Annotated in this window: 24 protein-coding genes and 1 riboswitch; of the genes, 12 read left to right on the top strand and 12 right to left on the bottom strand. The window is 66.3% G+C overall.

The annotated features are described in order from the left end of the window. Nucleotides 1-3: 3 nt before the first annotated feature. The 4 genes from QX041_RS30285 to asd form a co-directional block, all read right to left on the bottom strand. Complete coding sequence (locus QX041_RS30285) at nucleotides 4-1020, bottom strand: xanthine dehydrogenase family protein subunit M (protein ID WP_316167595.1); 1017 nt, start codon at nucleotides 1018-1020, stop codon at nucleotides 4-6. After that, complete coding sequence (locus tag QX041_RS30280; RefSeq protein ID WP_315827099.1) at nucleotides 1017-1532, bottom strand: (2Fe-2S)-binding protein; 516 nt, start codon at nucleotides 1530-1532, stop codon at nucleotides 1017-1019. Before QX041_RS30280 ends, QX041_RS30285 begins: the two co-directional genes overlap by 4 nt. Nucleotides 1533-1685: 153 nt before the next feature. Beyond that, on the bottom strand, nucleotides 1686-2681 hold the full coding sequence (locus QX041_RS30275) for an NUDIX domain-containing protein (RefSeq protein ID WP_315827100.1): 996 nt from the start codon (nucleotides 2679-2681) through the stop codon (nucleotides 1686-1688). A gap of 115 nt (nucleotides 2682-2796) precedes the next feature. After that, nucleotides 2797-3672 carry an archaetidylserine decarboxylase gene (asd, locus tag QX041_RS30270; protein ID WP_316167593.1) on the bottom strand — a complete coding sequence of 292 codons (876 nt, stop codon included), beginning with the start codon at nucleotides 3670-3672 and terminating at the stop codon, nucleotides 2797-2799. A gap of 35 nt (nucleotides 3673-3707) precedes the next feature. Between asd and QX041_RS30265 the strand changes: the two genes are divergently transcribed. Then, the gene (locus tag QX041_RS30265) at nucleotides 3708-5372 is read left to right on the top strand and encodes an aminotransferase class III-fold pyridoxal phosphate-dependent enzyme (protein WP_410051901.1); all 1665 of its coding nucleotides are present in this window, start codon (nucleotides 3708-3710) and stop codon (nucleotides 5370-5372) included. A 297-nt stretch (nucleotides 5373-5669) separates the two neighbouring features. On the opposite strand, the gene QX041_RS30260 is transcribed toward QX041_RS30265, so the two are convergent. The 3 genes from QX041_RS30260 to QX041_RS30250 all read right to left on the bottom strand — a co-directional run bounded on the left by QX041_RS30260 (nucleotide 5670) and on the right by QX041_RS30250 (nucleotide 8244). Then, nucleotides 5670-6302: a hypothetical protein gene (locus tag QX041_RS30260; protein ID WP_315717806.1), complete on the bottom strand. Its 633-nt coding sequence runs from the start codon at nucleotides 6300-6302 to the stop codon at nucleotides 5670-5672. 145 nt (nucleotides 6303-6447) lie between these two features. Further along, nucleotides 6448-7137: a class I SAM-dependent methyltransferase gene (locus QX041_RS30255; RefSeq protein ID WP_315717807.1), complete on the bottom strand. Its 690-nt coding sequence runs from the start codon at nucleotides 7135-7137 to the stop codon at nucleotides 6448-6450. A 51-nt stretch (nucleotides 7138-7188) separates the two neighbouring features. Further along, a complete protein-coding gene (locus QX041_RS30250; RefSeq protein WP_316167591.1) occupies nucleotides 7189-8244 on the bottom strand; it encodes a glycosyltransferase family 1 protein in 1056 nt (351 codons plus the stop codon). A gap of 357 nt (nucleotides 8245-8601) precedes the next feature. Between QX041_RS30250 and QX041_RS30245 the strand changes: the two genes are divergently transcribed. The 4 genes from QX041_RS30245 to QX041_RS30230 all read left to right on the top strand — a co-directional run bounded on the left by QX041_RS30245 (nucleotide 8602) and on the right by QX041_RS30230 (nucleotide 13688). Next, a complete protein-coding gene (locus QX041_RS30245) occupies nucleotides 8602-9300 on the top strand; it encodes a L,D-transpeptidase (protein ID WP_315717809.1) in 699 nt (232 codons plus the stop codon). Nucleotides 9301-9553: 253 nt separating this feature from the next. Beyond that, nucleotides 9554-11191 (top strand): DUF4403 family protein, encoded by a 1638-nt coding sequence (locus QX041_RS30240; protein ID WP_316167589.1) that lies wholly within the window; start codon nucleotides 9554-9556, stop codon nucleotides 11189-11191. Between the two features lie 319 nt (nucleotides 11192-11510). Next, entirely contained in the window at nucleotides 11511-12251 is a 741-nt protein-coding gene (locus tag QX041_RS30235) for a response regulator (protein WP_315717811.1), read from the top strand. 24 nt (nucleotides 12252-12275) lie between these two features. Continuing rightward, nucleotides 12276-13688 (top strand): ATP-binding protein, encoded by a 1413-nt coding sequence (locus QX041_RS30230; RefSeq protein ID WP_316167587.1) that lies wholly within the window; start codon nucleotides 12276-12278, stop codon nucleotides 13686-13688. A gap of 68 nt (nucleotides 13689-13756) precedes the next feature. Here QX041_RS30230 and QX041_RS30225 read toward each other — a convergent pair whose 3' ends face one another. The 3 genes from QX041_RS30225 to QX041_RS30215 all read right to left on the bottom strand — a co-directional run bounded on the left by QX041_RS30225 (nucleotide 13757) and on the right by QX041_RS30215 (nucleotide 16651). Further along, nucleotides 13757-14287 carry a PRC-barrel domain-containing protein gene (locus QX041_RS30225; RefSeq protein ID WP_315750256.1) on the bottom strand — a complete coding sequence of 177 codons (531 nt, stop codon included), beginning with the start codon at nucleotides 14285-14287 and terminating at the stop codon, nucleotides 13757-13759. 460 nt (nucleotides 14288-14747) lie between these two features. Then, complete coding sequence (locus QX041_RS30220) at nucleotides 14748-15014, bottom strand: hypothetical protein (protein ID WP_316167585.1); 267 nt, start codon at nucleotides 15012-15014, stop codon at nucleotides 14748-14750. A 122-nt stretch (nucleotides 15015-15136) separates the two neighbouring features. Beyond that, nucleotides 15137-16651 (bottom strand): hypothetical protein, encoded by a 1515-nt coding sequence (locus QX041_RS30215; RefSeq protein WP_316167584.1) that lies wholly within the window; start codon nucleotides 16649-16651, stop codon nucleotides 15137-15139. Between the two features lie 215 nt (nucleotides 16652-16866). Here QX041_RS30215 and QX041_RS30210 point away from each other — a divergent pair, with 215 nt between their 5' ends. The 6 genes from QX041_RS30210 (at nucleotide 16867) to thiC (ending at nucleotide 22800) form a co-directional block, all read left to right on the top strand. After that, nucleotides 16867-17658: a lytic transglycosylase domain-containing protein gene (locus QX041_RS30210; RefSeq protein ID WP_316167583.1), complete on the top strand. Its 792-nt coding sequence runs from the start codon at nucleotides 16867-16869 to the stop codon at nucleotides 17656-17658. Nucleotides 17659-17737: 79 nt separating this feature from the next. Next, nucleotides 17738-17848, top strand: a riboswitch (TPP riboswitch). Further along, nucleotides 17836-18849, top strand: coding sequence for an FAD-dependent oxidoreductase (locus tag QX041_RS30205; RefSeq protein ID WP_315717817.1), 1014 nt, complete (start codon nucleotides 17836-17838; stop codon nucleotides 18847-18849). Its footprint overlaps the riboswitch before it by 13 nt. Then, nucleotides 18840-19037 (top strand): sulfur carrier protein ThiS, encoded by a 198-nt coding sequence (gene thiS / locus QX041_RS30200; protein ID WP_315750253.1) that lies wholly within the window; start codon nucleotides 18840-18842, stop codon nucleotides 19035-19037. Before QX041_RS30205 ends, thiS begins: the two co-directional genes overlap by 10 nt. Before the next feature lie 103 nt (nucleotides 19038-19140). Beyond that, nucleotides 19141-19923, top strand: a complete 783-nt coding sequence (locus tag QX041_RS30195) for a thiazole synthase (protein ID WP_315827107.1) — start codon at nucleotides 19141-19143, stop codon at nucleotides 19921-19923. Continuing rightward, a complete protein-coding gene (locus tag QX041_RS30190) occupies nucleotides 19910-20518 on the top strand; it encodes a thiamine phosphate synthase (protein ID WP_315827108.1) in 609 nt (202 codons plus the stop codon). The genes QX041_RS30195 and QX041_RS30190 overlap by 14 nt, the downstream gene beginning before the upstream one ends. Before the next feature lie 380 nt (nucleotides 20519-20898). Continuing rightward, the gene (gene thiC / locus QX041_RS30185) at nucleotides 20899-22800 is read left to right on the top strand and encodes a phosphomethylpyrimidine synthase ThiC (RefSeq protein WP_316167582.1); all 1902 of its coding nucleotides are present in this window, start codon (nucleotides 20899-20901) and stop codon (nucleotides 22798-22800) included. A gap of 127 nt (nucleotides 22801-22927) precedes the next feature. Here the strand turns inward: thiC and QX041_RS30180 are convergent, their stop codons facing one another. Continuing rightward, nucleotides 22928-23467 (bottom strand): hypothetical protein, encoded by a 540-nt coding sequence (locus QX041_RS30180; RefSeq protein WP_315827110.1) that lies wholly within the window; start codon nucleotides 23465-23467, stop codon nucleotides 22928-22930. A gap of 73 nt (nucleotides 23468-23540) precedes the next feature. Here QX041_RS30180 and QX041_RS30175 point away from each other — a divergent pair, with 73 nt between their 5' ends. Further along, the gene (locus QX041_RS30175) at nucleotides 23541-23927 is read left to right on the top strand and encodes a RidA family protein (RefSeq protein ID WP_315827111.1); all 387 of its coding nucleotides are present in this window, start codon (nucleotides 23541-23543) and stop codon (nucleotides 23925-23927) included. Between the two features lie 288 nt (nucleotides 23928-24215). On the opposite strand, the gene QX041_RS30170 is transcribed toward QX041_RS30175, so the two are convergent. Then, nucleotides 24216-24560, bottom strand: coding sequence for a hypothetical protein (locus tag QX041_RS30170; protein ID WP_315827112.1), 345 nt, complete (start codon nucleotides 24558-24560; stop codon nucleotides 24216-24218). Nucleotides 24561-25061 lie beyond the last annotated feature (501 nt).

Here is a 25061-nt window from a genome sequence, read left to right as displayed (position 1 = left end):
ACATCACCGGATGGTCTTGATGGCTTGGATCTGGGGCGTTGCGTTCGCGGCCTGGGTCAGGGTGCGCACAATGGCGCGGCGCGCCAGCGGGATCTTGAAGGCGTTGTGCGTGGCGGCTTTCGCATCGCTCAGCAGGATGTTCGCAGCGCGGCCGAACGCCTGGGGATCCGGCGCCTGCCCGCGCAGCGCGGCTTCGGCGGCCTCATTGCGCCACGGCTTGTGGGCGACGCCGCCGAGCGCCAGGCGCGCCTCGCCGATGCGGCCGCCGTCGAGCTCGAGCGCAGCGGCGACCGAGACCAGCGCGAATGCGTAGGACAGGCGATCGCGGATCTTCAGATAGCTGTGATTCGCGGCGAAGCCCTGCGGGGGCAGCTCGATCGCGGTGATGATCTCGTCGACGCGCAGCGTGTTGTCGAGATCCGGCCGGTCGCCGGGCAGCCGATGGAAGTCCGCAAGGGCGATGACCCGCTCGCCCGAGGAGCCCGCGACCTGCACCTTGGCGTCGAGCGCGGCGAGCGCCACGCACATGTCGGAGGGGTGGGTCGCGATGCAATCGGCGCTGGCGCCGAGGATGGCATGGCCGCGGTTGAGACCGTCGACCGCCGAGCAGCCGGCGCCGGGCGTGCGCTTGTTGCAGGGCGTGGCGACGTCATAGAAGTAGGCGCAGCGCGTCCGCTGCAGCAGATTGCCGCCGGTCGAGGCCATGTTGCGCAGCTGCGCCGAGGCGCCGGCGAGGATCGCGCTCGCCAGCAGCGGATAGCGGCTCTCGATGAGGGGGTGATAGGCGAGCGTGCTGTTTGGCACCAGCGCGCCGATCCTGACGCCGCCGGCGCTCGTCTCCTCCACATTCGTCAGCGGCAGGTGGCTGATGTCGATCAGCTGACGCGGCTGCTCGACGTGATACTTCATCAGGTCGAGCACGTTGGTGCCGCCGGCGATGAACTTGGCCTCCGGCGTCGCCGCCTTCAGCCTGACGGCCTCGGCGACATCGCTGGCGCGCGCGTAGTCGAAATTGTTCATCGGCTGCCTCCCATCGCCTGCTCGATGGCGCCGACGATGTTCGGATAGGCGCCGCAACGACAGATGTTGCCGCTCATCAGCTCGCGGATCTCGTCCTTCGTCTTCGCCCTGCCCTCGGCGATCAGGCCGGCGGCCGAGCAGATCTGGCCCGGCGTGCAATAGCCGCATTGGAAGGCATCGTGATCGATGAAGGCCTGCTGCAGCGGGTGCAGCTCATCACCCTTGGCGAGTCCCTCGATGGTCGTGATCTCGGCGCCGTCTTTCATGACCGCGAGCGTCAGGCAGGAGAGCACGCGGCGGCCGTCGATCAGCACGGTGCAAGCGCCGCATTGGCCGTGATCGCAGCCCTTCTTGGTGCCGGTGAGGTCGAGATGATTGCGCAGGAGATCGAGCAGCGTGGTCCAGGGTGCCACCCACAGCGTGTGCGACTGGCCATTGATCTGAAGCGTGACGGACAGAGGGGCAGGCTTTGCGGTGGACGCGGCGCTCTGGCGCGGTGGCGGTGGGCTCATGCGGGGTCTCCGTTGACGGACCCGCATCAACCCGCGATGGCGCGAATGGTTCTTGGCAATCTTCGAGCAGCGGACAGCAGGAATTGCTCAGCCGGCACGCGCAGAATGTGCACGGCAGAACCGCTTGCCGATCGATCGTTTCGTCAACCAGACTCAGGCGGCGCGGCCGAGCCACGCCCGCATCTTCTGGGCCAGGCTGCGGCGTGGCGCACCATCCAGCGCCTCCGCATCCGCGGCGGCCACGTCTTCGCGCGGCGCGGCGGCTTCTGCGCCGGCATTCGGCACGTCCGACGGCCTGTCCTTATTCGGGCTGCTTTCGGCATCCGGCGCGGCCTTGCTCGGCACGAGCGACTTGATCGCTGCGGCCACGGCCTCGATACGCTCGAGGTCCGCCGGCTCACGCTCGCTTGCAGCGGGTTCGGCCGCCATCGGGACCGGGTGGGCCTCCACCGGCACTGCCGCCGGATCCGAAGCAGTCGGTTCGGATTGACCGAGGTCGGGCGCCGCAGCCGCGAGCACGGCTTCGGCGGGCTGCTCGCCCGGCACGGCGATCGCGAGGTCGGCGATCTCCGGAGCCGGCGCTGGGGCGGGCTGCTCCACGACCCGGCTGCGGCGCTTCCTGGCGGTTGCAGGCTTTGCCGCGACCGCCGCCGTCTCCGCTGCGACCTTCTCGACCGGCTTCTTGTCAGCGGCGGTCTTCGCCGCCACCTCGGGCGCTGACTTCGCCTTGGTCTTGCGGATCAGGCCTGCGAGCGCGTACGGCCCGACGGTCTCCAGGAACGTCTTCTCATGATCGCGCGACAGCCGCCCCACCGCCGCATCGAGCGGCAGCCAGTCGACGGCGCGGACATCGTCCATGAGCGGCTGCGACGGCTCGCCGGCCGCTTCCATGCGCCAGTAGTGCACGACCTTGGCACGCGTGCCGGTATCGTAAACCAGGGTGCCGAGGAATTCATGCACGGTGACCTTGTGGCCGGTCTCCTCCAGCACCTCGCGCCTGGCGGCGTCGCGCGGCGTCTCGCCGTCGTCGAGCTTGCCCTTCGGCAGCACCCATTCGTCGCGCTTGCGCAGGCGCACGACCGCGATGCGCGGCGGCTGTTCCCGCCGCAGCACGATGCCCCCTGCCGCCATGATCGGCGCTCTCGCCATCGCCTCTCCCGAGCCGCAACGACCGCAACTCCCGCGGTCTGATTCGTCAGTTGAACGCTCCGATATAGGACTGCGCAACGCCGAAATCGAGATTCCGCAAGCGTGGACCTGACATTCATCCGGCGGCGACGCGCCTGCGCCACAGTGGCTGTCCGGCCCGGATGCGGGCGCCTTCCGCCACATCGCGGCAGAATGTGAAGTCGCCGGGCGCGAGCAGGATGATGGTGGAGCCGTGCTCGAACCAGCCGAGCTCGTCCCCCTTGCGCACATTGTTGTTACAGGCGTAGGCGAGCGGCCGCTCGGTCTGCGCGTTCAATACGCGGTCGAGCGCATGCAGGCGGATACTCGCCACCAGGATCGCCGCCACCGGCACGATCGTGAACGGCTCGCCGGAGGCAAGATGCGTGCGGATCACCGCGCGCTCGTTCTTGCAGAACAGCCGCTCGACCCGCTTCAGCGCGATCGGATTGACGTTCCAGACATCGCCATGGATCAGGCTGACATGCTCGATCGTCATGTCGGCCGGCGCGTGGAAGCGGTGATACATGCTCGAGGTCAGACGCAAGGTGACGAAGCTGCCGTTGCGATGGGTCTCGACCACGGCCGGATCGGCGACGAGCTCGCGCAGCGAATAGGGCGCGCCCTTGATCTGGTAGAGCTCGCCGTCGCGGATCAGGCCGTGGGCGCCGATGATGCCGTCGGACGGGCTGGTGACGATGGCGGGATCGGGATCGAACGGCCGCAGGCCGGGCTTCAGCTCGCGCGTGAAGCAGGCGTGCAGGCTCTTGAAGCGGCTCTCCTTGGCCTCGGAGAGATCGAGGTCGGAGAACAGCTTCCACAGCGCGATCGACGCGTCCCGGACGAGCGGGTTCTCGATCTTGGAGAACCAGCCCATGAAGCGGGTCAGCGCGGCGCGCGGCACGCGGTTGGTGAGCAGGAAGTTGAGGTCTTCCTGTTGGGTGACGGAGGCGATCAGGCTTTTGACTGTCATGAATCTGTCAGCAGGAGGGGTTAGCGCTTTTGGACATGATGGAAAACTCGATTCCTTATGTATCGCTCGCCGTTGGCGCTGCCGTGACGGCCGCCATGGCCCCGAAGGTCAAGGCCCGCATCGAACTGTCGCGCGCCAAGCACCGCTCGCTGGCCGGCCATTCCAAGATGTCGCGCCGGATCTCCAGGCTGATCCCGCGCTATGAGTTCGAGATCGACGACTTCTTCCGCTCCGACGGCGCACCGCCGGATGTCGCGACCCAGCGGCAGGACGGCTTCTTCCGGCTCGGCGCGCTGTTCCAGGAGAAGTTCGCCAAGAGCCGCGCGCTGACGGCGGAAGCCGCAAGCCGCATCTCCGACCTGCAGTTCACCCAGAGCTACCGGGTCCCGTTCCAGTACAGCCGTCTGGTCAAGGAGCAGCTCGGCGCCGGCTCGTTCATGCAGGTTTCCTCCGGCGTGACCCTGACCGATCTCGACGGCAACCGGTTCTACGATCTCACCGGCTCCTACGGCGTCAACATCTTCGGCTATGACTTCTACAAGGAGTGCATCGCGGCTGCCGAGCGGCGCGCGAGCGCGCTCGGCCCGGTGCTCGGGCTCTATCACCCGGTCGTCGCTGACAACGTGAAGCGCCTGACCGAGCTGTCCGGCATGGACGAGGTCTCGTTCCACATGTCCGGCACCGAGGCGGTGATGCAGGCGGTGCGGCTCGCCCGCTACCACACCGGCCGCACGCATCTGGTCCGCTTCGCCGGCGCCTATCACGGCTGGTGGGGCGACGTACAGCCCGGCGTCGGCAACCCGATCGCGCCGCACGAGACCTACACCTTGGCCGAGATGTCCGAGCGCACGCTGCACGTCCTGCGCACGCGGCGCGACATCGCCTGCGTGCTGGTCAATCCGCTGCAGGCGCTGCATCCAAACGGCAATGCGCCCGGCGACTCGGCGCTGGTCGATTCCTCGCGCAAGGGTCGCTACGACCGCGAAGCCTACACCGCCTGGCTGAAGCAGCTGCGCGAGGTCTGCACGGAACGCGGCATCGTGCTGCTGTTCGACGAGGTGTTCCTCGGCTTCCGGCTCGCGCCGGGCGGCGCCCAGGAGTATTTCGGCGTCAAGGCCGACATGGTGACCTACGGCAAGAGCCTCGGCGGCGGCCTGCCGATCGGCGTCGTCTGCGGCAAGCGCGAGCTGATGCGCCGCTTCCGCGACGACCGCCCGGCCGACATCTGCTTCGCCCGCGGCACCTTCAACTCGCATCCTTATGTGATGGCGGCGATGGACGAGTTCCTGAGCCGGCTCGACAGCCCGAACCTCCGCGCCATCTACGACGGCCTGGATGAAACCTGGAATGGCCGCGCCGCGCAGCTCAACGCCGCGCTGGCCGAGCACGACCTGCCGGTGCGCGTCTCCAATATGCATTCGATCTGGCTGGTCGAATACACCGTGCCGTCGCGCTACAATTGGATGCTGCAATACTACCTGCGTGCCGAGGGCCTGGCGCTGAGCTGGGTCGGCACCGGCCGCTTGATCTTCAGCCTGAACTACACCGACGCCGATTTTGCCGAGGTGACGAAGCGCTTCGTCTCGGCGGCCGAGAAGATGAAGCAGGACGGCTGGTGGTGGAACGACGGCACGCTCACCAACAAGGCGATCAAGCGCCAGATTCTGAAAGAGATGCTCGGCGCCGCATTCGGGCGCTGACGGCACAACCACCCTCCCCTGAAGGGGGAGGGTCGGCTCGCATGAGCGAAGCGAAATGCGCGCCGGGGTGGGGTGACGGCCTGTCCGCACATGAGGTGCGGGTGAGCAAGTGGAGAGATCACCCCACCCCGACGCGCGCTTCGCACGCGTCGACCCTCCCCCTCCCCCTCCCCCTCCAGGGGAAGGTGGCACGTGCCGCATGGCTGCAAGCTCGCTCGATTTCACCTCACAGCCCCCCACAAACACCGATGCCCGGGACCGGCCCGGGCATCGCTTTACTCTGGGCTTCAAGCCGGCTCAGGCGTGCTGCTCTTCGAGGCCTTCGTTCATCAGGTGCAGGCCGGGGTCGATCAGCTCGCCACGCAGCAGCGCCAGCGGAGCCGCGCGGTACTGCATGAAATCGTTGAACGGGTCGGTGATGATCTTGGTCATCCAGACCAGCCCGGTCTCGACGTCACGGATGAAGAACAAATGAATGGTGCGGAACAGCAGGCCGCCGATACCGATCACGAGCCACAGCTTGGCGGTCTCGCGCACGAATTCCATCGCCGAGGTCCAGGGCGGCAGCAGGCCGAACAGGGTCGGCTGCAGATAGAGCACCACGGGGGCCGCGGCCCAGATCGACATCAGCACGACCTTGCGCTGCAGATTGTAGCCGACCTTGATCTCTTCCTTGTGCTCGTGGGTCGCCTGGTTGACGTGGTCGTAGCCCTTCGGCTCGAAGAAGAAATGGCCCGCCTGGCGCGAGGTCATCGACACCAGCCAGCCGATCAGCGCCGAGACCAGCGGGTCGAACACCATCATCACATAGGCGATCATGAAGCTGAGCGCGCTGACGAAGTGGAGGCTCTGGTTGATACGGCTGTGATGATAGTAGCGATGGTCGTCCCAGCGCTGGATCCGCAGCTGCTCCAGGAAATGCTTGATCATGGTTGCTCCGAAGAATGAGTTGCAGGTCTTGTACAGGGATTCGGTGTAGATCGCATGACATCATCAAGATGTCATGCGATCGGACGCAGCGAAACGTTTCGGACTACGTAGAACGTCGCGGAGGCGGTAGAGGGCGGCCGCGGCTTCAGGCCGCGGCGGCACGCTCCAGCTTGCGGAAGCGGACCAGCGAGAAATGGCCGAGCGGCGGGATCAGGCGGCGCTCGACCAGCTCCATGCGCTCGGCGCCGGCGAGCCAGCGCAGGTAGCGCGACCAGCCGAACTCGGCGGTACGGAAACCGAGCCGGCGCACCACCGGCTGCAGCGCCTGCTCGATCACCCGGCGCAGGCCGTCATCGGCGCTGACGCGGGTCAGGATGATCAGTTCGCCGCCCGGGCGCAGCACGCGCGCGAACTCGTCCAGCGCGACCTCCGGGTTCGGCACCGCGGTGACGACATATTGCGCCATCACGACGTCGAACGAATCGTCGGGAAAGTCGAGCTGCTCGGCGTCCATCACCGCGAGACCCTCGACGTTCTTCAGCCGCTGGTCGGCGACGCGCCGCATCGCCTTGCCGAGCATCGCCTCGGAGATGTCGGTGCCGAACACGCGGACATGCGGCGCATAGAGCGGCAGCGAGATGCCGGTGCCGACGCCGACCTCGAGCACGCGCCCGCCGAGCTTGTTCGTGGCTGATATCGCGGCCTTGCGGCCCTTCTCGAACACGCCGCCGAACACGAGGTCGTAGATCGGTGCCCAGCGGTCATAGGCCTGCTCGACCTGCTCGCGATCGAAGTCGAGCTCCCGCGCGCCGCCGAGCTTCATGGTTTCTGCCATCGTTACATCTCACTTGGGTTTGGAATTGATGGAGTGACGCAAAGTTCGCCGTCAGCCGCGCACGGCGCTCTGACCGGCCAGCACCGGTGTCGGACGCACGACGCGGGACGGCTGCAGCACGGCGAGATTGCCGATGAACTGGCGCGCGCTGTTCTCCCAGGAGCGGTCGAGCGCAAATGCCCGGCAGGTCTCGCGCGACATCGTCAGCGCCTTCAGGCAGGCGGCGCGCAGGTCCCAGTCGATCGCCCCGATCGGATGATCGGCGATGACGTCGAGCGGACCGGTGACGGGGAAGGCCGCGACCGGCGTGCCGCAGGCCAGCGACTCCAGCTGCACGACGCCGAACGTATCGGTCAGGCTCGGAAACACGAAGACGTCGGCGGCCGCCATGTGCGCGGTCAGATCGTTGCCGGTCTTCTCGCCGAGGAAATGCGCCGCCGGGAAGCGACGCTCCAGCTCCACCTTTTGCGGGCCGTTACCGATCACCACCTTCGAGCCCGGCAGGTCGAGCGCCAGGAAGGCTTCCAGGTTCTTCTCGACCGCAACGCGGCCGACGGTCATGAACACCGGACGCGGCAGATCCAGCGCGACCGGCGCGTCCGGATTGAACAGCTTCGTATCGACGCCCCGGGTCCAGAAGCCGAGCCGCTTGAAGCCGCGCGACGCGAGGTCCTGCTTCAGCGAATTGGTCGCGACCATGGTCATCGCGGCGGCGTCGTGGAAGCGGCGCATCACCCAATAGCCGACGGCATCGGGAATGCCGGTGCGCACAGCGACGTACTCCGGAAAGCGCGTCGTGTAGGACGTCGTGAACGGCAGGCCATGGCGCAGGCAGTAGCGGCGCACCGCCCAGCCGATCGTGCCTTCGGTGGCAATGTGGATCGCATCCGGGGCCGCCGCCTCGATGCGCCGGGCGATCTCGCGGCCGTTGGTCACGGCGAGCCGCAGGCCCGGATAGGTCGGCACGCCGAACGACGGAAAGCCTTCCGGCGTGAGGAAGGTGATGTCGGCGCCGAGGCCGGCGGCCGCGCGAGCCAGCGAGGTGAGCGTGCGCACCACGCCGTTGACCTGCGGGTGCCAGGCGTCGGTTGCGATTAAGATCCGCATAAGGCGATCCGGAAAGTTGCAGCGATTCTGAACAGCCGCAAATTCCGACATTGTTATTTCAGGCGTGTGACGTCATCGAACTGTCGAAGGGTCTTTTTGCCCGCCAACTGCTGTTTTCCCTGCGATCTGTGGCTGTCCCGCGCGGCTGCTGTCGTGAAACCGTCATGAAACAAACGGTTAAGCCGACGAAACCTTTTTGCGCGCAGCGCGCAAACGCAACGAAACTTTTCTCCCCTATGAGTTGCAGCATCGGGCGCGGGTCAATGCGCCGCAGAGAATGATGACAGGCAACTGATTTTGACGACGCCGGTCGAGACAAGCACGGCGCGCACCAAGCGATCAAACGAGGGGACGTCCATGTTCACGTCAGGCACAGTCGGTTCGCGATCCCGCATCCTGTTCGCTGCGCTGATCGTCGGTACGTTCGCTGCGGCAACGCCGACGCAAGCCGCGCCTCCGGCCCCGCTCCCGTTCCCTTTCCTGCTGCCGCCGCCGATGGCGACCTACGAGCCGCCGGCAACGACGCCGCAACTGATCACGCCGCGCGAGGACGAGGCAACCGCTTATGAGATGCCCGCGCGCCTGCGCCGCCAGGTCGTGAGCTACGCCACCCGCGAGGCACCCGGCACGATCATCATCGACACACCAAACAAGTATTTGTACTACGTGCTCGGCAGCGGCCAGGCGATGCGCTACGGCATCGGCGTGGGCCGCGACGGCTTTACCTGGTCCGGCGTGCAGTCGGTGACCAGGAAGGCGGAATGGCCGGACTGGACGCCGCCGCCGGAGATGATCGCGCGCCAGCCTTATCTGCCGCGTCACATGGCCGGCGGTCCCGGCAATCCGCTCGGCGCCCGCGCGATGTATCTCGGCGGCACCGTCTACCGCATTCACGGCACCAACGCGCCCGAGACGATCGGCACGCATGTGTCGTCGGGCTGCATCCGTCTGACCAATCAGGACGTGATCGACCTCTATGCCCGCGTCAGCGTCGGCGCCAAGGTGATCGTGCTGCCGATGGAGCGCCGCGCCGATCTCGGCCGCATGACCCGCTGACCTGCGCGGGCCGCACCGCTCGTTCCTTCTCCCGGATCCTCCCTGACTGGACCGCCGAGGCCCGAAAGCCGCGGCGGTCATTTCTTTGCGCGCATGCCGCCGTTCACCATCACGGCCGATTGATGATGGTCCGCGTCACGGGCTGCCCTGGCGCGCCTCCGTCCGGCCCTGTAAGCTCGGCAATCTTGTATTAACCGCGATCTCGCCGCTTCCGGCATGGGCTGGCGCGGCAGTTGGAGTCCGTGGATCCGACATGAACCTTCCGACACCGCGACCGGATTGGCAGAGCAGGCCGCATCCGCTCGCCCCGAAAACGCAGCCGCCGCCGCGGCGCTCGCCGCCCCGGCTGCGGCTGATCCTGATCGGCGCCGCCGGCCTTGCCGCCGTCGTGCTGATCGGCATCATCATCGTGGAGGTGTTTCTGTTCTCGGGCAGCACGCCGGCGCCGCAGCTGACCCAACTGCCGCCGCTGCCGCCGGCCACGCGCAACTCGATCATCATGACGCCGGTCTCGATCTCGCTCGGCGCGATTCGTGACGCCGCCGAAAAGGCCACGCCGCGCAATTTCTCCGGCAAGGCCGACAACCCCGTCAACCAGATCCTGCAGAATGCCGACATCGGCTGGACGGTCGCCCGCGGCGCCATCGCCGCCACCGGCACCCAGGACACTTTGTCGCTGACGACGCCGCTCTCGGGCCGGCTGAACGTCACCGGATCGCTGTCCGCCAAAGCGACCGGCGCGCTCGGCGACGCCATCGGCGGCCTGCTCGGCGCGGATGCCGCCAAGCAGATTGGCGGCATCAACATCAAGAACCTGAACGCCACCGCCGACATCAGGGGCAACGTCCTGATCGCGATGCGGCCACGGCTGGCCGCCTCCTGGTATGTCGAGCCGAACTTCACCGCCCAGGTCAATCTCGGCGACACCGCGCTGACCGTCGCCGGCGCCCGCGTCAACGTGCCCGCGCAGATGAAGCCGGTCATAGACAAGACCGTCAACGACCAGCTCAGCGCGCTCAGCGACAGGCTGCGCAAGGACCCGACCATGCGGCGCGTGGCGCAGGCGCAGTGGGCCCGCGCCTGCCGCTCGGTGCCGCTTCAGGGCACCACGCCGGGACTGCCCGCCGTCTGGCTCGAGATCAAGCCGACACGGGCGCTGGCCGCGCAGCCCGCGATCGATGCGAACGTCGTCAGCGTCACCATGGGGATCGAGGCGGAGACCCGGGTCACGGCAGCCGAGACCAAGCCGGAGTGCCCGTTCCCGGACAAGATCACGATCGTTCCGCCCACCGCGGGCACGGTCAACGTCGCGGTTCCGATCGATGTCCCATTCACCGAGCTCAGCAAGCTCGTCGACTCGCAGCTCGCCGGGCGGACGTTCCCCGAGGACGGCTCCGGCCCGGTCACGGTCACGGTGAAGCATGCGACCGTCGTGCCCTCGGGCAACCGGCTGCTGATCTCGCTGCAGGTGAAGGGAAAAGAGAAGGAGAGCTTCTTCGGCCTCGGCGCCGACGCGACGGTGCACATCTGGGGACGGCCGATGGTCGATCAGGCGCAGCAGATCCTGCGGCTGTCCGACCTGCAGCTCGCCGTCGAATCCGACGCGGCGTTCGGCCTGCTCGGCGCCGCCGCGCGCGCCGTGGTGCCACATCTGCAACGCGCGCTGCTGGAGCGGTCGGTGGTCGATCTCAAGCCGTTCGCCGACAATGTCCGCGACAAGATCGCGACCGCGGTCGCCGAACTGCAGAAGAACGAGAACGGCATCCGCGTCGACACCGACATCAACAACCTCGCTTTGACCGACATCGCCTTCGACGCCACCGTGCTGCGCGTGATCGCCTCGGCGGAGGGCACGATGTCGGTTCGAGTCAATACATTGCCAGGACTGTGACGGGCCGTTTCGGAACGTCGCATCCCGTCGCTGCACGCGTTTGCGGACCGTGCAACGACCGGCAATGATTCAATCGGGCCTGACCTGGTCTGGCGACACTCACGAATGTCCGCGCCGTTTCCGGTAGCCGGATGCAGCCGCATCGCGCGAGCGTGCGGCGGCCCCGAGGCGATACGTTTCGCGAGGCTTGACGCGCCCTCACGAATTCCGCAACACGGCGCAGAGAGACGTTGTCTGGCCCTTTCCGCGCGCCCGTCGCAGGAAATATTCCGTAACAAAATTCTTCGCAAAACGCCGCGATTCTAGGTCACTTGTCGGTATGGCCCAGACACAACCACACATTCTTGTCGTCGAGGACGACCGCGAGACGCGGACGCTGATCGCGAAATATCTGCGCAACAATGCCTGCAACGTGACCACCGCGACCGACGGCCGCGAGATGACCCGCATCATGGGCGACCACCGTGTCGATCTCCTGATCCTCGACGTCATGCTGCCCGGCGAGGACGGCCTGACCTTGTGCCGCAAGCTGCGCGCGGAATCGCAGGTGCCGATCATCATGCTCACGGCGCGCGGCGAGGACGTCGACCGCATCCTCGGACTGGAGATGGGCGCCGACGACTATCTGCCAAAGCCGTTCAATCCGCGCGAGCTGCTCGCCCGCATCAACGCGGTGCTGCGCCGGCAGGCGGCCGCGATGACGGCGAGCGCAACCGAAGGCGCGACGGCGCTGAGCTTCCTCGGCTGGACGATCGACTTCCGGCTGCGCGAACTACGCAATCCCGAAGGCGCACGCGTCGCGATGACGAGCGCGGAGTTCGATCTGCTCCGCACCTTCTGCGAGCGGCCGGGCCGCGTGCTGTCGCGCGACAGCCTGCTCGACCTGACGCAGGGCCGCAGCGCCGGCTCGTTCGAGCGCTCGATCGACGTGCTGGTCAGCCGCATCCGCCGCAAGATCGAGCCGGACCCGCAGGAGGCCACCATGATCAAGACCGTGCGCTCCGGCGGCTACATGTTCACACCCGTCGTCGAGGTGGTGACTGGCCCGCAAAGCCATTGACCGGCCCGATCGAATGGCGATGTCATGATGTCGTTCGGCTTGCTCAACCTCAAGGGAATCCGCGGCCAGATCACGGCGCTGGTCGCCATTTCGATCGTGGCGCTCCATGCCATCATCACGGCGACGTTCCTGATCTATCGCGCCGAGCAGCCCGACCCCGAAAACGAAGTCGGGCCACTTCAGCTCGCGACCGCCATCCGCATTCTTGGACGCGCGCCCGCTGCCGAACGGCCTCGACTGATCTCCGACATTGCCCGCGCCTATCCTGAGTTCGAGCTCAAGCCTCACGTGGGGCCTCTACCGGGTGATTCCGGCCGCCGGCGCGAGCCGGCCGGCCCCGACGTCGAGGCCGGGACCGGTGGCGACGAGCGCCGCCCGGCCCCTCCGGAGCTCGCCGACGGACGGCCTCACGGTCCAGGCGGCTTTCGTGGCCTTGGCCCAGGCTATCGCGTCTTCATGCCGCCGCCCGGCTCCCAGACGCGCACCGTCATCTTCGCTCTGCCCGATGGCAACATGGTTTCGGCTCGAATGGCCGACCGGCCGCACCGGCCACCGTTCTGGGGCGCCCCATGGCTGACGACGATCATGTTCGCGCTGATCAGCACGACACTGCTCGGCCTGTGGGCGGCCCGCGCGCTGACCTCACCGCTGTCGAGCTTCGCCAAGGCTGCCGAGAGCTTCAGCCTCGACGGCGATGCCACTGCCCTGCCCGAGCGCGGACCGGAAGAGATCCGGTCGCTCGCGCGCGCCCTGAACCGTATGCGCCAACGCATCACGGCGCTGATGAACGACCGGACCAAGATGCTGGCGGCCATCAGCCACGATCTGCGGACACCGCTGACCCGCATGCGGCTGCGCTGTGAGTTCGTCGAGGACGAGCTGCAGCGCAATCGCATGCTGGCCGATCTCGATCAGATGCATGCGATGCTGGGCTCGGTGCTGTCATTCCTGCGCAACGGCCGCAAGCTCGAACCGATGACGCTGGTCGATATCGCGAGCATCCTGCAGCTCGTCGCCGACCAATTCGCCGATGTCGGCCACAGCGTCACCTATATCGGCCCGGCGCACGCGATGGCGACGGTGCGTCCCGACGACCTGATGCGTTCGGTCACCAACCTGGTCGAGAACGCCGTGAAGTACGGCAAGGAAACCGTCATCAGACTGGTGGCGTCGGGGAAGTGCCTGACGATCGACGTGGAGGATGATGGACCCGGGATCGCCGATGCGCGCAAGCCCGACATGCTGGAGCCCTTCGTGCGCGGCGACGATGCCCGCAACATGGACCAGGCCACCGGGTTCGGCCTGGGCCTCTCGATCGCGAAGGCGATCGTCCAGGCGCATGGCGGCGAGCTGTCATTGCACGATCGCAAGCCACGCGGACTGATCGCCCGCATCGAGCTGCCGCTCGGCCAGACCACCTTGCGCCCCGCAGCATGACGCGCGAACGCGCCCGGACGGATCCGGGCGCGCCGCTTGGGCAGTCAGCTAGACGTCAGTGACGCCGTTTACTCCGAGTACTTGAACTCGGGCATCGACTTCAGCTGGTCCTTGGTGGCGTTGATCATCGCATGGTCGGGATACCAGCGATTCTTCGAGGAGCTCATCGACGAGGATGACGAAGTGCCGGTGGCGGCGCCGGTCGTCGTGGCCGGCGGCGTGGTCGCCTTGCCCGAGGCCGGAGCGTTGGAGGCGGTGTTGGCCTGAACCGGCTGGTCCGAGAACTTGACCTGATCGAACGAGACAGCGACGAGGTGCTCACCCATGCCGAGGAAGCCGCCGACGCCGATCACGACGCCCTTGACTGCGCCGCTCTTGTCGATCAGCAGATCGTCGATCGAGCCGACATTCTCGTTGTTGTTGTTGTAGACCTTCACGCCGACGAGCTTGGAGCTGCGCCAGTCGCCCTGATAGGACGCGACGGTGGTGTCGCTCTTGATCGTGGTGTTGGTTGTGGTGGTGGTGCTCTCCGCAGCAAAGGCGGCGGTCGCGAGCAGCAGGGAACCGGCGAGGCCGGCCGCAACAGTCTTCATCATCATGTGGTGTCTCCTCTAGGTGGATGGTGACGAGAGAACGGCAATGGACAGTCGGCGTTCCGCGGGAACCACGATTTCGTCATGCTGCGCGACAAGCAGCCTCAGTGCGCCGCGGCAGTGTCACTTTGTGACGTTCGGGGGATCCGGGTGACGTCGCTCACATCGCCAAGCCGCACCGCCGCGCCTAGCACGGGAGCCCGACTAACAGGTCTACATTGGCTGGAGCTGGTGTAAGCCTATTGCTGCTAGCTCGGTTTCACCTCTCCCCCGCCTGCGGGGTGGGTCGGATTGCATCGCCAGTTGCGATCCGGGTAAGAGGGTACAGATCTCCCCATCGGCGCTTCCCGTGGGTCTGCCCTCCCCCCAACCCTCTCAGCGCGAGCGAAGCTCGTCGCGCCCCCGTAAGAACGGGGAGAGGGAGCCGACCGTCAGCGCTGCAACGTCCCGCAATAGTCAATCGAGCCTACGCCGCCATCGCGCCGTTCTCGTCGACGGACTCGGCATAGAAGGCGATGGTTTCGTAGCGATAGTCGCAGAGGCGGCAGTGCCAGAGATAGGCGGTGCGGCGGCCATCCTTTTCGACCCAGGACGGCAATGCGATCGCCTCGCCACATTGGGCGCAGGGATTGTTGCGCGGCAGATCCACGACGCGAACCGTGGATGGCATCGCGTCGATATCGAATGAATGGTCGATGCTGGGTGAACGATCGTCGGCTGCCTTCACGGCCATGACGCGCTCCCTCTCTGTTCAGTCTTCTTGAATGAGTCAGGCATGCTGTCGAACTGACGGCCCTGATCTTAGCCGCGCGGCGGTTGTTTTGCACGCGCCGGGATGCCGCGCGACATCCGACCTCACGGAGATGGGATCAACGCGTTTGATTCAATTGCCGCCGGAGAGACCGCCGGTTCCGCGACATGACGGGCACCCGCCTTGCGCAGATGGATGGTGGCGATGTCGTCAGCATAAACCTTCTGCCAGCCGTCGACGTGATCGAGCAGCTTGGTCGCAGCACTCTGCGTGCGCAGCAGGGTCGCCTCGATGTCGTAGTCCTTGAGCAGGCGGAACAGATTGTCCGGCTCCATCAGGCCGGACGCGGCGTTGTGATCGACGAAGAACTTTTCGCCATAGAGCTCGGTGCGGCCGTCGATGAACGGCGCGACACCGGCTGAGATCAGGTAGCCGCCGAAATCATAGTCATTGAGAACCCGCGTGAGGTTGAGCTTCTTCAGCTCGGTCACGGCCGCGACCGGGGTGCCGCGCATGTTTGGCGTGTAGTTCAGGATCGAAACCGAGGCGACCGTGCCGGCGCCGAGCGCGAGCATCACTGCCGCCGTCAGCGCCGCTCCCGACGCGCGCCCCGGCGGCAGCACGGGCGACGCGCCCGCCTGCCGCGCCAGCGGTGCGGCGAGCACCAGCGGGCCGACCAACGCCAGGATCTCCGCCGCGCGCGCCTGCGCCAGCGCCATGTGCAGCAGGCCGAGCAGCATCAGGATCCGCACCGGAGGCAGCCTGAGACCATGGAACAGCGCGACCCCGATGGCGATCAGCAGGCAGATCTCGAACGGACCGAGCCCCTGGAAGTCGGTCGCCTTCCATTCCACGATCAACGGCAGCGCCTGGCCCAGCGAGAGGATCTTCTGCGACGCCAGCAGCGCATTCCAGCCATAGGGCGTGCAGCAGCTCGCCGCCAGCGCGAGCGCCGCAAACCCGGCCCAGCGCAGCGCCAGGCCGGCGCGGACCGAGCGATCGGCATTCACCAGCGCGTCGAGCGCGGCGGGCGCGATGAAGAACAGGCCGAACACGAATCCGCCATGCAGATTGGCCCACAGCGCGATCAGCGGCACCAGCTGCCATGGCGGCGCGGCCCTGCGATCGGCCGCATCGACAAGTCCGGCGATCCAGGCGACCAGGATCGGAAACGCCAGCACATGCGGCCGCGCCAGCAGATGCGGCAGGCAGAGCAGGAACGCCGCGACCACGAACACCAATGTCGTGGCGTCGCGCAGATGCCGGCCGAGGGCGCGCGCGAACAGCGCGAAGGACAGCGCGGTCGCCGAGGCCGCCAGCACCACCGGCCCGGTCCAGCCGGCGAACGTGTAAACGGCGGCATAGGCGACCTGCGCCAGCCACTGCGTGGAGATCCAGGGCGCGCCGCGCATGGTGAAGGAATAGACGTCGACCTCGGGGACCGCGCGGTGGTCGATGATCCACTGTCCCACCGTGATCTGCCACAGCGTATCGGGATCGTTGAGCAGCCGATTGCCGGAGATCAGCAGCAGCGCATAGACGCCGGCGCCGACCCATAGTGGCAGCAGCGCCTGCGCGCGCCCGGCGGTCGCTTCGGTGTGGGTGACGGACAGCGTCATCGCGGCATGGCCCCGTTGGCGGAATTGCTCCGCCAGCCAAGCATGCACGGCATAATTCGCGGTAAACCGCCGGCGCATCCGGACCCGACCGGGCGTCTTCGCCCCATTGTTGCCACATTATCGCCCGGCGTTTGCACCAATTACGGTGTGCAAAGTGTAAAGCGCGTGCTGGGGGGCTACTCGGCATGCGTGTGGTTCCCGGGGGATCCTGACACATGAGACGTCTTGTGCTGACGGCCTGCATTGCAGGCTTCGCGATGGCTGGTCCCGTGCCGTTCGCAATGGCTGCCGATGATGCGAGCAGCGCATCGGACAGTGCGGCCAAACCGAAGGCCGGCAAGGTCAAGCTCGCCCATGTCCGCTCTGACGGAACCAGGGAGCTGGCGGCACGCAGCGCGGTGACCAAGGCCGCGCGCGAGGTCGAGGCGATCGAGGCCGTCAGCAGCGCCGACACCTCGCCGCCGATGGACGCCAATGCCTCAGCCCCCGCCGACACCGATGCCATCCCGGCCGCTGCGGCCGAGCCCCGCGAGGCCGAGCGCAAGGCGGCCGAGGCCAAGCCGCGCCACATCGACACCGGCCATCCGCACATCGACGCGCTGGTGGCGGTGCACGCCGCCGCCAACAACATTCCGGAATCGCTGATCCACCGCGTCATCGTGCGCGAGAGCAAATACCAGAAGGACCTGGTCGGCCGCTGCGGCTGCATCGGCCTGATGCAGATCAAGCTCGGCACCGCGCGCGGCCTGGGCTACACCGGCGACGCACAGGGCCTGCACGATCCGAACACCAATCTCACCTATGGCGTGCGCTATCTCGCCGGCGCCTATCGTGCCGCCCGCGGCGATCACGACCGCGCCGTGCTCTACTTCGCCAGGGGCTACTACGAGGAGGCCAAGCGGCAGCGCCTGGCCGACGCGCGGCCCGCCGGCCGCTCCGAGCGGACGAGCGGCCCGCTCGACATCACCCCGAAGATTGCAACCGGCCGCCACGCGCGGGCGCACTGATCGCCATTGGTTCCAAGGGACACCGGCTTTGTCTTTCCGTGACACTCCGTTGACACGGGGGGATATCGGTCTATTTTAAGTGCGTTCCGAGGGGAGCTCCGAGGGGAGCTGAGATACCGCAGCGTGATGCGGTGACCCTTTGAACCTGATCCGGGTCATGCCGGCGAAGGGACAGGGATGCAGCAGACAACCACGCGCGGGGATGTCCCCGTTTCCATCATCGGTGCGGGCATCGCGGGTGCCTGGCAAGCCTTGCTGCTCGCGCGCGCAGGCCGCGAGGTCACGCTGCACGAGCGCAGCGACGCCGATCTGATGCTCTCCACCAGCCATTGGGCCGGCGGCATGCTGGCGCCCTATTGCGAGAGCGAGGTCGCCGAGCCGATCATCAGCCGGCTCGGGCTCGCCTCGCTCGACATCTGGCGGCGCGAGCTGCCGGACACGCCGTTCAACGGTTCGCTGGTGATCGCGCATGCCCGCGACCGCGCCGACTACGACCGCTTCGCCCGCCGCACCTCCGGCTATCAGCGGCTCGACGCGCAGCAGCTTGCGGCGTTGGAGCCGTCGCTGGAGGGCCGCTTCCGCGAGGGCCTGTTCTATCCGACCGAGGGCCATGTCGAGCCACGCCGCGTGCTGCCGAAGCTGCATCAGCGCATCGTCGAGGCTGGCGGCCGCGTGCTGTTCAACAGCGACGTCACGGCTGACGATCTCGACGGCCTCGTGATCGACTGCCGCGGGCTGGAGGCGCGCGACGCCGAGCCCGAGCTGCGCGGCGTCAAGGGCGAGATGATCCTGATCGAGACCGCCGAGGTGCAGCTCGCGCGGCCCGTGCGGCTGATGCATCCGCGCTTCCCGCTCTATCTGATCCCGCGCGAGGACAACCTGTTCATGCTCGGGGCGACCTCGCTCGAGGCCGAGGACACCGGCGTCAGCCTGCGCTCGGCGCTGGAATTGCTCGGTGCCGCCTACTCGGTGCATCCGGCGTTCGGCGAGGCGCGCATCCTCGAATTCGGCTCGGGGCTCAGGCCGGCCTATCCCGACAATCTGCCGCGCATCACCATCAAGGGCGAGCGCGAGATCCGCGTCAACGGCCTCTACCGCCACGGCTTCCTGATCGCGCCGGCGCTGGCGCAGGCGACCTTGAACTATCTCGCGCACGGCCAGATCGACAACGAGGTGATGCGATGCGCGTGACCGTCAATGGCGAGGCCCGCGACATCAGCGCGACCAGCGTCGCCGCGCTGCTCTCCGAGCTCGACTACGAAGGCACCCATTTCGCGATCGCGCTGAACTACGACGTGGTGCCGAAGAGTCGCTGGGCCGAGACGCAGCTCAAGACCGGCGACGAGATCGAGATCATCACCCCCCGGCAGGGAGGGTGATGCTCATGGAGCTCGCGCCACAACCACCACTGTCATCGCCGGCTTTCGCGGGGATGACAGGCTTCGTTGCGGCGACCACCGTCCGACATGACGGAGACCATTGATGCCCACCTTCTACGACAAGACTTTCGCCTCCCGCCTGCTGATCGGCACCGCGCTCTACCCCTCGCCTGCGATCATGCAGGACGCGATCCGCGCCTCGGGCGCGCAGATCGTCACCGTGTCGCTGCGGCGCGAGGCCGCCGGCGGAAAGACCGGCGATGCGTTCTGGAAGCTGATCAACGCGCTCGATGTCACCGTGCTGCCGAACACCGCCGGCTGCCGCAGCGTGCGCGAGGCGGTGACGACGGCGAAGCTCGCGCGCGAATTGTTCGGCACGAGCTGGATCAAGCTCGAAGTGATCGGCGACAACGACACCCTGCAGCCCGACGTGGTTGGTCTCGTCGAAGCCGCTGATATCCTGATCAAGGACGGTTTCGAGGTGTTCCCCTACTGCACCGAGGATCTCACGGTCGCGATGCGGCTGGTCGATGCCGGCTGCAAGGTCGTGATGCCCTGGGCGGCGCCGATCGGCTCGGCCAAGGGCATCATCAACCGCGACGCGCTGAAGCTGCTGCGCGACCGCATGCCCGATATCACCCTGGTGGTCGACGCCGGCCTGGGCGCGCCGAGCCACGCGGCGGAAGCACTCGAGCTCGGCTACGACGCCGTGCTGCTCAACACCGCGATCGCCAAGGCTGCCGACCCGGTGGCGATGGCGCGCGCCTTCCGGCTCGGGGTCGAAGCCGGCCGCACCGCCTACGAGGCCGGGCTGATGGACGCCCGCGATTTCGCCTCGCCCTCCACCCCTGTCGTTGGGACACCGTTCTGGCATGCCGTATCCTGATCGCTTCTATCCCGTCGTCGACAGCCTCGCCTGGGTCGAGCGCCTGACCAGGCTCGGCGTCGGCACCGTGCAGCTGCGCGCGAAGGACCTCAACGACGGCGAGGCGCTGCAGATCGTCACCGACGCGCTGGCGATCACCAAGGGCACGGCGACGAAGCTGATCGTCAACGACTACTGGCGCGCCGCGATCGTTGCCGGCGCGCAGCACCTCCATCTCGGCCAGGAGGACCTCGCCGACGCCGACGTCGCCGCGATCAAGGAGGCCGGCCTGACGCTCGGCCTCTCGACGCATGACGATGCCGAGCTGGAGACCGCGCTCGCCGCCAAGCCCGACTATGTCGCGTTGGGGCCGATCTTCCCGACGACGCTGAAGGCGATGCGCTTCGCCCCGCAGGGCATCGCGAAGATCGGCGAGTGGAAGAAGCGTGTCGGCACCATCCCGCTGGTCGCGATCGGCGGCATCAAGCTGGAGCAGGCCGCGGAGATCTTCGCCGCCGGCGCCGACTCCATCGCCGTCGTCAGCGACGTGACGCAGAACCCCGACCCCGACGCCCGCGTCCGCGCGTGGCTCGATGCGACCAGGGAGCCGGCGTAATGCGCGCGAATTTTGCGAATGCGTCTGACAGTGATTGGGCCCGGCTCCCTCCCCAAAAGAGGTCGTTCCCTCCCCCCTTGTGGGGGAGGGCTAGGGAGGGGGGTAGCCCCGGGGGCGGTGGATGCGGCTTACCCCCCTCCCCAACCCTCCCCCACAAGGGGGGAGGGAGCCCGACTAGTCTGCGTCCCTTACGCCGCCAACTCATTTCGCATCGATGCCGGCAGGGCGCCGGCGCGACGTTCGCCTCTCTCCACCGTCATTGCGAGCGAAGCGACGCAATCCAGGGCCATGCGTGCCGCCCTGGATTGCTTCGTCACTACCGCTCCTCGCAATGACGTCCCCCATTCACTCCGACAACAACAATTGAGAAGGAGGATCCCATGAACATCCGCTCCAATCCCGACACCACCCTGCCCGCCGTCACCACCGGCCCGCTGCCGTCCTCGCGCAAGATCTACGCTGTGCCAGACTCCGCGCCCGACCTGCGCGTGCCGCTGCGCGAGATCATCCTGTCCGAAGGCGCAGGCGAGCCGAACTTGCCGGTCTACGACACCTCCGGTCCCTATACCGATCCGACCGTGACGATCGACGTCAACGCCGGCCTGTCGCGCGCCCGCACCGCCTGGGTGCGCGAGCGTGGCGGCGTCGAGGAGTACGAAGGCCGCGACATCAAGCCCGAGGACAACGGCAATGTCGGCGCCGACAAGGCCGCAAAGTCGTTCACCGCGCATCACAAGCCGCTGCGCGGCCTCGACGGCCACAAGATCACCCAGCTCGAATTCGCCCGCGCCGGCATCGTCACCAAGGAGATGATCTACGTCGCCGCGCGCGAGAATCTCGGCCGCAAGACCCAGCTCGAGCGCGCCGAAGCTGCGCTTGCCGACGGCGAGAGTTTTGGCGCATCCGTGCCCGCCTTCATCACCCCGGAGTTCGTGCGCGACGAGATCGCGCGTGGCCGCGCCATCATTCCCTGCAACATCAACCATGCCGAGTTGGAGCCGATGATCATCGGCCGCAACTTCCTGACCAAGATCAACGCCAATATCGGCAACTCGGCGGTGACATCCTCCGTTGAAGAGGAAGTGGACAAGATGGTGTGGGCGATCCGCTGGGGCGCCGACACCGTGATGGATCTCTCGACGGGCCGCAACATCCACACCACCCGCGAATGGATCCTGCGCAACTCGCCGGTGCCGATCGGCACCGTGCCGATCTACCAGGCGCTGGAGAAGTGCAACGGCGACCCGGTCGCGCTGACCTGGGAGCTCTACAAGGACACCCTGATCGAGCAGTGCGAGCAGGGCGTCGACTACTTCACCATCCACGCCGGCGTGCGTCTCGCCTACATCCACCTCACCGCGAACCGCGTCACCGGCATCGTCTCGCGCGGCGGCTCGATCATGGCGAAGTGGTGCCTCGCGCATCACAAGGAGAGCTTCCTCTACACGCATTTCGAGGAGATCTGCGACATCATGCGCAAGTATGACGTCTCGTTCTCGCTCGGCGACGGCCTGCGCCCCGGCTCGATCGCGGATGCCAACGACCGCGCCCAGTTCGCCGAGCTCGAAACACTTGGCGAGCTCACCAAGATCGCGTGGGACAAGGGCTGCCAGGTCATGATCGAGGGCCCCGGCCACGTGCCGATGCACAAGATCAAGATCAACATGGACAAGCAGCTCAAGGAGTGCGGCGAGGCGCCGTTCTATACGCTCGGGCCGCTGACCACCGACATCGCGCCGGGCTACGACCACATCACCTCGGGCATCGGCGCCGCCATGATCGGCTGGTTCGGCTGCGCCATGCTGTGCTACGTGACGCCGAAGGAGCATCTGGGCCTGCCGGATCGCAACGACGTCAAGACCGGCGTCATCACCTACAAGATCGCCGCCCACGCCGCCGATCTCGCCAAGGGCCACCCCGCCGCGCAACTGCGCGACGACGCCCTCTCCCGCGCCCGCTTCGAGTTCCGCTGGACCGACCAGTTCAACCTCGGCCTCGACCCGGACACCGCCAAGAGCTTCCACGACGAGACCCTGCCGAAGGAAGCCCACAAGGTCGCGCATTTCTGCTCGATGTGCGGCCCGAAGTTCTGCTCGATGAAGATCACCCAGGACGTCCGCGACTACGCCGCCACGCTGAACGACCCGGCGACGGTCGGCATGACCATCAGCGGCACGATCGAGGACGGCATGGCCCAGATGAGCGCCAAGTTCAAGGAAATGGGCGGCAGCGTGTATCTGGATGCGGAGAAGGTGAAGGAGAGCAACAAGGCGTTGTCCTGAAGCCCACTCAGTTCCACTCTCTCCGTCGTCATGGCCGGGCTTGACCCGGCCATCCATCGAAGCCGGGCGCAAGCCCGGCTTTTTGCTTCTACCAGCTTCGGCAGGTGTTTAGCCTTAAGGATTCACTTCACGCGTGCCGGCCAAACCAGTCAAGAGATCGTTGAGCAAGGAATTTCTCCCCGTATATGCTATGATATTCCACTTTAACTGAAAGCTTTGACAGGGCTGCACGAATGCTTTGCCTCGCAGCGATAGAGGCCGGGTCGGCTTCATCAACGTCGAACAATATGAGGTCGATATCCTTGCCCGGCGCGAATGCACGCCCAGAGATGTTCTTGACGAACGTCGCCCACAAGAGATCTCTGGGCATAAGATCGATCAACGCTTCGCCAATCTTAGCGCCATTTTCGTTTTGCAGAATCGATACTCCGTCGACAATCATGGGACCCACACCATCATTCCTTAGCCGCACGAATAGCTGATTTTCGTAATCACCCATACTTAGATTGCCAAAAGGCATCACTGTTTTTCGATAATGTGCTCTCTGCATTCTCATATTGCTCACCGCGATCGCAATTGAAACGGTTGATGCAACAATCGCAAGGATGGCAGTCCAACTCGTGATGAAATCTCTGTTCGTTGTAATCCAATGGACGAAATCAACCATAATGGCGCTCTCCCTTCTCAATCAAAAATGACTAGATACCCCGATATTCGCAACAGAACGCAAGTACTCAAACATGCCCATCCACCACATCCCCGCCCCACCCCACATCAAGGCCCCGCCGCTGTCGTTCGGCACCCGCGTCGGCGATCTCCTCTTCATCTCCGGCATTCCCGGCTTCGACGCCGACGGCGCCCTGCCCGACGAGTTCGAGGCGCAGTTCGCCAATGTCGTTACCAACTTCACCCACGTCCTGACCGAAGGCGGCGCGACCATTCGCGACCTCGTCAAGGTCAACGTGCTGCTGACGCGAGCCGCTGATGTCGCGACCATGAACCGACTCTATGCCGCGGCGTTCGGGCCGGCACCCTACCCCGCGCGCACCACCTGCGTGGTCGCAGCGCTGCCTGATCCGAAGATGCTGATCGAGATCGAGGGTGTCGCGGCGGTCGCGAAACGGTAGGGTGGGTTAGCGGACGGCAACCGACGATCTCTCCACGCTCGCACATGGCTGAACGCCGTTCGCGTAACCCACCATTCCAGGCGGCGGGTTACGCGCCCTGGCAAACATTCCCTCCGCGGTGAAATCGTCCCGCGGGCGCTAACCCGCCCTACGTTCTGCCCGATCCGAAGATGCTGATCGAGATCGAGGGTGTCGCGGCGCTCGTCGTAACGTGAGCTGGTCAGGCCGAGGGCGTTGCGCGATCCGCTTCGGCGCGCGCGAATGCCCCCCACCCGACCGTCGACCGACCTACGGCACGTTGATCTGCTTCCTGCTCGTGGCGCCGATCACTTCGATCCCCTTCTTGCCGCGCACGTGTGTGATGTCGAGGACAACGTGATACGGCGCGGTCTGCGGCAAGCCGATGCCGCTTTGGCAGCCGACCACCTCGATGCCCCAATATTCGGGTTGCCGGATATAGATCAGCGGATGCAATTCGACCTTCATCGTGACCCAGGGCTTGGTGCCGGTGACGATCAGGAAGTAGGTGTTCGGAACGATGCCAGGCACCACGGTCGCGCTGTCGAACGTGATGATCCTGCATGAGGTGGACTGAGGCAGAGCCTCGAATGACTTGATATGCGCTTCTTCCATGACAAGCTCCGTTGAAATGAAACTCAAAAATTGGCCGCGCTCAAACAATCGCGGATTTTAGACTTCAATTCCGCGATTTACAACCAATGATTGTCGCTCCGTGTTGGTGACACCGACACCGTCGTGGACGCGCATTCACCCGTCTAGCGCCCCCACTCCAGAAGATGCTGATCGAGGGCGTCGCGGCGGCCGCGACACCGCAGGGTGGGCAAAGCCGCCGTCGGCGCTCGCAGAGCGGCGGCGGAGGCGCGCCCACCGCGGAGGGCATGGTGGGCACGCGTCAGCCGACGCGCGGCGATGCAGCGAGACGTCGCTTCGCCCACCCGGCGGTTTTGCCGATGAGGCGACGGTCAATGACTATGATCGTCGTCCAGCGATCGTGCTGCCGATCAGCGGACGCCGCTCTGCCGTTCACGCGACCTCGAGGAGCGGAAGATGCCGGTCGAGCAACACGCCGTTGCGCTCCGCAGCAGCACCGCGAGTTTCCCTTCGCATCACCTG

Origin of the sequence: Bradyrhizobium sp. SZCCHNRI2009 (assembly GCF_032485115.1) — a bacterium.
Lineage (GTDB): Bacteria > Pseudomonadota > Alphaproteobacteria > Rhizobiales > Xanthobacteraceae > Bradyrhizobium.
Note: the sequence above shows the minus strand (reverse complement) of the source record. Positions and strands in the feature narration are given on the sequence as shown.

Coding starts and splice junctions, on each gene's coding strand:
- QX041_RS30235 (WP_315717811.1), top strand. CDS start 11,511: ATGGCCCAGACACAACCACACATTCTTGTCGTCGAGGACGACCGCGAG.
- QX041_RS30245 (WP_315717809.1), top strand. CDS start 8,602: ATGTTCACGTCAGGCACAGTCGGTTCGCGATCCCGCATCCTGTTCGCT.
- asd (WP_316167593.1), bottom strand. CDS start 3,672: ATGACAGTCAAAAGCCTGATCGCCTCCGTCACCCAACAGGAAGACCTC.
- QX041_RS30190 (WP_315827108.1), top strand. CDS start 19,910: ATGCCGTATCCTGATCGCTTCTATCCCGTCGTCGACAGCCTCGCCTGG.
- QX041_RS30205 (WP_315717817.1), top strand. CDS start 17,836: ATGCAGCAGACAACCACGCGCGGGGATGTCCCCGTTTCCATCATCGGT.
- QX041_RS30255 (WP_315717807.1), bottom strand. CDS start 7,137: ATGGCAGAAACCATGAAGCTCGGCGGCGCGCGGGAGCTCGACTTCGAT.
- thiC (WP_316167582.1), top strand. CDS start 20,899: ATGAACATCCGCTCCAATCCCGACACCACCCTGCCCGCCGTCACCACC.
- QX041_RS30285 (WP_316167595.1), bottom strand. CDS start 1,020: ATGAACAATTTCGACTACGCGCGCGCCAGCGATGTCGCCGAGGCCGTC.
- QX041_RS30215 (WP_316167584.1), bottom strand. CDS start 16,651: ATGACGCTGTCCGTCACCCACACCGAAGCGACCGCCGGGCGCGCGCAG.
- QX041_RS30275 (WP_315827100.1), bottom strand. CDS start 2,681: ATGGCGAGAGCGCCGATCATGGCGGCAGGGGGCATCGTGCTGCGGCGG.
- QX041_RS30260 (WP_315717806.1), bottom strand. CDS start 6,302: ATGATCAAGCATTTCCTGGAGCAGCTGCGGATCCAGCGCTGGGACGAC.
- QX041_RS30265 (WP_410051901.1), top strand. CDS start 3,708: ATGATGGAAAACTCGATTCCTTATGTATCGCTCGCCGTTGGCGCTGCC.
- QX041_RS30170 (WP_315827112.1), bottom strand. CDS start 24,560: ATGGAAGAAGCGCATATCAAGTCATTCGAGGCTCTGCCTCAGTCCACC.
- thiS (WP_315750253.1), top strand. CDS start 18,840: ATGCGCGTGACCGTCAATGGCGAGGCCCGCGACATCAGCGCGACCAGC.
- QX041_RS30220 (WP_316167585.1), bottom strand. CDS start 15,014: ATGGCCGTGAAGGCAGCCGACGATCGTTCACCCAGCATCGACCATTCA.
- QX041_RS30230 (WP_316167587.1), top strand. CDS start 12,276: ATGATGTCGTTCGGCTTGCTCAACCTCAAGGGAATCCGCGGCCAGATC.
- QX041_RS30225 (WP_315750256.1), bottom strand. CDS start 14,287: ATGATGATGAAGACTGTTGCGGCCGGCCTCGCCGGTTCCCTGCTGCTC.
- QX041_RS30195 (WP_315827107.1), top strand. CDS start 19,141: ATGCCCACCTTCTACGACAAGACTTTCGCCTCCCGCCTGCTGATCGGC.
- QX041_RS30180 (WP_315827110.1), bottom strand. CDS start 23,467: ATGGTTGATTTCGTCCATTGGATTACAACGAACAGAGATTTCATCACG.
- QX041_RS30250 (WP_316167591.1), bottom strand. CDS start 8,244: ATGCGGATCTTAATCGCAACCGACGCCTGGCACCCGCAGGTCAACGGC.
- QX041_RS30240 (WP_316167589.1), top strand. CDS start 9,554: ATGAACCTTCCGACACCGCGACCGGATTGGCAGAGCAGGCCGCATCCG.
- QX041_RS30210 (WP_316167583.1), top strand. CDS start 16,867: ATGAGACGTCTTGTGCTGACGGCCTGCATTGCAGGCTTCGCGATGGCT.
- QX041_RS30175 (WP_315827111.1), top strand. CDS start 23,541: ATGCCCATCCACCACATCCCCGCCCCACCCCACATCAAGGCCCCGCCG.
- QX041_RS30280 (WP_315827099.1), bottom strand. CDS start 1,532: ATGAGCCCACCGCCACCGCGCCAGAGCGCCGCGTCCACCGCAAAGCCT.